6 protein-coding genes are annotated in these 6,086 nt (G+C 59.8%); 4 read left to right on the forward strand and 2 right to left on the reverse strand.

From position 1 onward, the window contains the following. Positions 1-130 precede the first annotated feature (130 nt). The 4 genes from ACIREA_RS24455 (at position 131) to ACIREA_RS24470 (ending at position 3,893) form a co-directional block, all read left to right on the forward strand. On the forward strand, positions 131-1,108 hold the full coding sequence (locus ACIREA_RS24455; protein ID WP_397384956.1) for a helix-turn-helix transcriptional regulator: 978 nt from the start codon (positions 131-133) through the stop codon (positions 1,106-1,108). An 82-nt stretch (positions 1,109-1,190) separates the two neighbouring features. Then, positions 1,191-1,649 (forward strand): VOC family protein, encoded by a 459-nt coding sequence (locus ACIREA_RS24460; RefSeq protein WP_397384957.1) that lies wholly within the window; start codon positions 1,191-1,193, stop codon positions 1,647-1,649. A gap of 192 nt (positions 1,650-1,841) precedes the next feature. Beyond that, on the forward strand, positions 1,842-2,909 hold the full coding sequence (locus ACIREA_RS24465; RefSeq protein WP_397384958.1) for a hypothetical protein: 1,068 nt from the start codon (positions 1,842-1,844) through the stop codon (positions 2,907-2,909). A gap of 129 nt (positions 2,910-3,038) precedes the next feature. Further along, positions 3,039-3,893 carry a hypothetical protein gene (locus ACIREA_RS24470; RefSeq protein ID WP_397384959.1) on the forward strand — a complete coding sequence of 285 codons (855 nt, stop codon included), beginning with the start codon at positions 3,039-3,041 and terminating at the stop codon, positions 3,891-3,893. Positions 3,894-4,099: 206 nt separating this feature from the next. Here ACIREA_RS24470 and ACIREA_RS24475 read toward each other — a convergent pair whose 3' ends face one another. Continuing rightward, entirely contained in the window at positions 4,100-5,266 is a 1,167-nt protein-coding gene (locus ACIREA_RS24475) for an NAD(P)/FAD-dependent oxidoreductase (RefSeq protein ID WP_397384960.1), read from the reverse strand. Beyond that, on the reverse strand, positions 5,263-6,086 hold an 824-nt coding region (mnmA, locus tag ACIREA_RS24480; protein WP_397384961.1), incomplete at its 5' end, for a tRNA 2-thiouridine(34) synthase MnmA. The genes ACIREA_RS24475 and mnmA, both read right to left, overlap by 4 nt.

Raw genomic sequence — 6,086 nt, forward strand, 5'->3', positions numbered from 1 at the left:
AGAGCAAGGTGGACAGCGCTCTGGTGGAACTCCAGGTGACGCTGAATATCACCCGCTCGAACGCACCAAACTTGAAGCGCGACACCTGGCTGCCCTTTGCGGAGCAGTATCCCGACATCGGAGGTGAGGCATGAACCGCACCGACCGCCTCGTCTCCATGGTGATGCTGCTGCAATCGCGCCGGGTCATCACCGCTGCGCAGTTGGCGGAACATTTCGAGATCACGGAGCGCACCGTGTATCGCGATCTCGCGGCACTGGGTGAAGGCGGCGTCCCCATCGTGGGGGAGCCCGGTGTGGGCTACAGTTTGATGAGCGGCTACTGCCTGCCGCCGGTGATGTTCTCGCCGGAGGAAGCCTTTGCCTTCGTCACCGGCGGGCTGCTGGTCGAACGCATGACGGATGCCTCCATGCGCGATGCGATCCGCTCCGCCATGGGCAAGGTGACGGCCGTCCTGCCGCCGGGCCTGCAAGGCCGTGTGGACCGTCTGCGCAAAACCATGGTGATCGGAGGGCGGTCTCCGACCAAGGGCAGCGTGCCTTTGAGCACCGTCCAGCGGGCCATGGCCGAGGGCTGTGTGCTGCGGCTCAACTACCTGGGTGCCGCACGTGGCGAGCCCACCGAGCGACAAGTGGAGCCTCGGGGACTGGTCTTTTACCTCGACCATTGGCACCTCATCGCCTGGTGCCGGTTGCGCGGAGATATGCGGGATTTTCGCGTGGATCGCATTGTCCGCTGTGAGACTCTGCCTGAGCCGATCCCACCACACCCGGATTTCAATCTCAATCAGCATATCGCGAAATGCATGATGCCGGAACGCAGTGAATTCGCGGTCATCGAAGTTCCGGACAGGCTCATCGAAAGTGTCCGCCGCTTCTGGGGACCCACGATCATCGAGGAGGAAACCACGGGCAACCACGTGCGTGTCCGCTTTGCCTTCCGCCCCGAAGGATTCGACTACGTCGCCCGCTGGTTGTTGAGCATGGGAACCGATGCCGAGATTCTCTCTCCCGAAGTTCTGCGGGTGAAGGTGACCGAGCTGGCCCTCGCCACTGCGGAGCACCATCAGCCGAAAAAATCGTCACGGGTGAAAACACCCCTGACATAAGGCTGTCAGGGGGCGGTGCGATGGATGGCGCATGATCGCAAAAGATAGCGATCCACATTCACAACCCACCGAAATACCACCCATGAGCCAAACCAACGAACCCACCGTCTGCTTCTCCCTCACCTGCAAAAGTGCCGCCGCTGCACTCGATTTCTACGCCCGGGCCTTCGGTGCCGTGGAGCTTTATCGTCTCTCGCCCGCCCCCGGCCTCGTGCCGCATGCCGAGTTCATGATCGGCACCACGCACATCAACATCTCCGATGAATTCCCGCCGGGGCACGCCTTCGCCATCCCCGAGGGTGGTCTGGCACCCTGCGTATTCACGATCCAGGTCGATGACTGTGACCAAGCCTTCGCCCGCGCCCTCGCCGCTGGCGGGTCCCCGCTGACACCTTCCCGAGATCAGTTCTGGGGCAAACGCACCGCGATGCTCCGCGATCCCTTCGGATATCGCTGGAGCTTCAGCCAGCACCTCGAAGACGTGCCGCCGGATGAACTGATGAAGCGTGCTCAGGCCTTCATGAGTGAGGGGGCTAAGTAGAGCGGTTGAAACCGTCTCTGCCGGGTGAACGCCCTCCGGCAGAGATGAGCGCAGCCTCCCCTTCCCGGCGGGGGGGGCTGGGGGCATTCTATGATTGCCAAGGCGGCAGGATGGTTCCAGTCTTAAGAAATGAGCCATCAGGCACCTGAACGCACGACCAACCACAAAGCACGAATTATGGTTAGAGCAGGGTTGCTGCTTCTGCTGGTGGTGCTGACGGGTGTGCTGGTCTTCCGCATCTGGGCCGGGAAGGCTGAACCCAAAAAGGAGGCCGCCACTGCACCCGTTGACAGGGCGGTCCATCTGACGCCGCAGCAGGAGGCATATCTGCCGATCTGGGGGCGGGAAATCGCCCGCATGCTCAGTGAAAATCAGGGGGAGGAGATTTCGCGGCTGCATGATTACGACGCCATCGTGGCGCTTACCGTGGAGGGAATCGATGACTGGGAAATGCGCCGCCAGCTGGATCGCGCGACGAAGTTTGCGGTCACGGCCAAGGCCGGGGGCTTTCTCGCCAAGGAGACAGGGCAGTCGGCCCGCTTTCTTCGGGTTTGTACGCGGGCGGGATTTCCGGCTGTCACCCTGCGCATGAGTTACGGGATCCAGCAGTTTGCGTACATGGATGTGCTTTTGCAGCCAGCCGGAGAGCAGTTCAGGATTGTCGATCTCTATGACTACGTGAAAGGAACCCGCCGCACAGAGGATGTCAGCTACGCCATGGTCCCTCTGCTGATCTCGCAAAAGCCGCAGCATGAATCCAAGTGGCTGGAAAAGTGGAACCTGAAGAAAAGTGATGCCGACTACCTGGTCTCGCTGCTGAAGGCCAAAATCAAAGGGATGGATGAAGATGTGCTGACCGTGTGCGACCAGGCTCCGGAGTCCATGCGGGACAACAGGCTGGTTTTTTTCTCCCGTACCCAGGCGTTGCAACGCCTGTCGCTCTCCAATCCCAGATATGAGCGGCTCTACTTTGAGTCCCTGCAAAACCCGCCTGCCATGCCGGACACCCCGCAAGTTCTGGAACTCCTGCTCGTGCCCAAGCTGCTGGCCGCCTCAGACTACCCGGCGGCGGATGCAGCCATGGAAAAAGTCATGGCCGTGATCGGCGATGACGCGCAGCTTCTGTGCATGCGGGCGGAGATCAAATTTCAGCGCAAGGAGATGGTGGCCGCCAAAGCCCTGCTGCAAAAGGCCGCTGAGCTCGAGCCCGATCTGCCCCTGCTGGAGGAGTTGAAGCGTGAGCTGAAGTTTCCTCAATAGGCACGGACTGAATGCACCGCACAATCAGGGAGTCCGACCAAGCCGTGGTTCAAGTTATTCACAAAGGAGCCAATGTAACGTTAATAAGGTTTCCTTGACGTCATATGACTCTTCCGATGAAATACGGGCATGAGACGTCCATGGATCAAAATTGAAATCTGCACGCCGGACAAGCCAGAGATTTGTAGTCTGGCCACCCAGTTGCGCCTGGATGATGACGCAGTCGTGGGAAAGCTGGTGCGCTTGTGGTCCTGGGCGGAGCTGAACCGAATTGACGCTAACGATTTGGGCGTTACCAAAGAGTTTATCGACAAGATCGTGGGGCGCAAAGGCTTCGCCGCAGCGCTGGAGAAAACCGGCTGGCTCATTGAAACGAATGAGAAACTTTCTTTTCGTAACTTCAAACGCCACAACAGCCCCGTGGCTCAGAACAAAGCTCTGACTGCGAAGCGGGTGGCAAGACACAGATTGCGCAAAGCAGCCGTGACAGAAAAAGTGACGGACGAGCCGTTAGCGGTAAAGCCTGTGAAGGCACCCAAAGTCAAGAAAAGCGCCGCCCCTGTTCGTCCTGTTAAAGAAGTAATTAAAGCGGATTCCACTTTGATTATCAGTGAGGAAAATGTGGCAAACATTGAGCCGGAATTCGTGGAAAATATCACGATGCCTGCTGAGGTTGTTGTTGAGTCTCAGAGCGTGGTGGAAGAGCCCCAGGTCTCGGCACCTGCGGCCCCTGAAGAGGTGGCTGTGGCTGAACCTGAAATGGTCCATGAGGCACCCTTTGAGGAGATCGCAGTCTCTGCTCTTGAAGTGCCCACAGAAGAAGTTGCCGTCGCTGTTCCTGAGACTCTACCGGAAGAGATCCCAACTACGGCTCCTGAAGCCCCCGCAGAAAGCGTCCCTGTCGTTGCTCCAGTTGAAGAGCCTGCACCGCGTAAAAGACGCAGCAAGGCGGCTGATATCGATGATCAGCCCATGCTGTTCTAACCCTACTCTCGCTGCGTAATGGCGTTTCATTTTGAAACGCTGAATTCGTTTCTCTGTGTCTTCGCTTTGATTGCTTGGAGACACGATGGCCCAACTAGGGTTATATAAATATTCAGTGATAAATGATTATTAACTATTGTTAAATAGATATTTACGCACTGCTGTAAGCCAACCTTCCCACCCCTGCGCGGCATAAGAAAGGTGGCCTACTCCGAGGCTCGGGCCCCATCAGAACTGGCGGCAGTTTTTTCGCGCCACCGGTAACGCTGAGCCCATGGGTTCGGCTTTCGCTCAACGACGTCAGCGATGATTTCACCCAAAACGGGGGTGAACTTGAAGGCGTGGCCGGAATCTCCAGCTGCGATAATCAGGCCGGGATGTCCGGGGTCGTGGTCGATCCAGAAGGCTCCGTCAAAGGTGTCGCAGTACAGGCAGACGCGGGTGGAGTGCAGCGGGGCATCGGCCAGGGTGGGAAAGGTTTCGCGGAGGAAGGCGCGGTAGCGCACCTCTTCCCCTGCTGGCAGAGTTCGCGGATCTGCGGCATTCACTCGGCGGCCTGGGCCGTGGTTGGCCACTTTGACGAGGCCCTCAGCATTGGCGGGAAAGCCATACCAGCCGGTCCGGCCGATGTCGGCTCCCCAGACGGGAAACTGCGGCGGGGTGAAGGGGCGCGGGTCCTGCGGCTCGAAGTGGAAGACTGTCTGAGCGGTGGCCCACATCACCTCCTGCAGGTGTGGCAGCAGCGTGGGTGTCCAGGCTCCGGCTGCCACGAGCACCGCATCGGCCAGCCAGCTTTTTCCGTCAGAGGAAGCAATGCCCGTGCAGAGTGAGCCCTCAAACAGCGGGTGTGGCTGCGGCACGTTTTCGATGAGGGTGATTCCGGCAGCACGTGCATCCGCAGCCAGGCGGGCGATGACGCGCCCGCTTTCCACCCATCCGCCCATGGGATTGAGATAACCGTCTTGATAGACGGCGTGATTCCATGCCGGGTGCAGTTCACGCAGCATCTCAGCCGAGGTGTGGCGCAGTGTATGGCCACGTGCGGTGAGAAACTGGCGGCTGTCGTGTTCGAAGCCGCCGGGCTGCATCAAGTCACGCGACATGACGAGGAAGCCGACTTCATGGTAGAGGTCTTTGCCCCATTTCGCATTCCACTCGCGCCAGCGCTGGAGGCTGAGCTCGCCCATGGCGGTGTGCTGCTCATCTTGAGCGTAGTCCATGCGCACCACCTTGCTGATGTCCGTGGAGGCAGCGTCGGGATGAGGCAGCGGGCCTTGATCAATCAAGGTCACTCGCCAGCCACGGGCGCGGAGTTCAAGGGCGGCCGTGAGACCGAAACAACCGCCCCCAAGAATGAGGATGGTGGGGGTCATGTGTGCTGGATGGTTTCAAACACCGCACCACCGAGCAGACGGTCTCCGTCATACAAGGCACAGATTTGTCCTGGCGTGAGGGCGCGCTGCGGCTCTGCATATTCGAGTTCTGCCCGGCCATCACCGAGCGGGCGGAACACTGCATCGCCTGCCGGGCAGCGGTAGCGCGGCTGGGCCTGCAGCAGGCGCACCTCCTGCAAAGGTGCGCCGGTGCTGGAAATGGAGTGAAGTGTTGCCTTGCGCGCCCAGAGCAGCGGCGTGTCTGAATTCTCAATAGCGACGACGAGTTCGTTGGTCTGCGACCGCTTGGCCACGACGACGTAGGCCTGCTTGTGGATGGGGCTGGCCACGCCATGCCCCTTGCGCTGACCCAGCGTGTAGAGGTGCAGGCCGCGATGCTCACCCAGCACCTTCCCTTCCAGATTCACAATGGGCCCGGGCTGGTCTGCCACGAAGGTGCGAAGAAAATCCTCCATCTTCACCTGCCCGATGAAGCAGATGCCCTGGCTGTCCTTTTTCTCCGCCGTCTTGAGGCCAAACTCACGGGCTTTCTCCCGCAGCTCCGGCTTGAGCAGATGCCCGATGGGAAACTGCGCGATGCGCACCTGATGCGGCTGCATCATGGCGAGGAAATAGGTCTGGTCCTTGTTCGGGTCTGCGCCGCGCAGGATGGAGGCTGGATGCTCACCGCTTGCCTCTAGTTTTCGAGCGTAGTGCCCGGTGGCGATGGCCTCAAAGCCATGCTCCTGCGCCCAGTCCCAGAGGACGCCGAATTTCATCTCGCGGTTGCACATCACATCCGGATTTGGCGTGATGCCGG

The organism is Prosthecobacter sp. (assembly GCF_044373815.1).
In the GTDB taxonomy this organism is placed as follows: Bacteria; Verrucomicrobiota; Verrucomicrobiia; order Verrucomicrobiales; family Verrucomicrobiaceae; genus Prosthecobacter.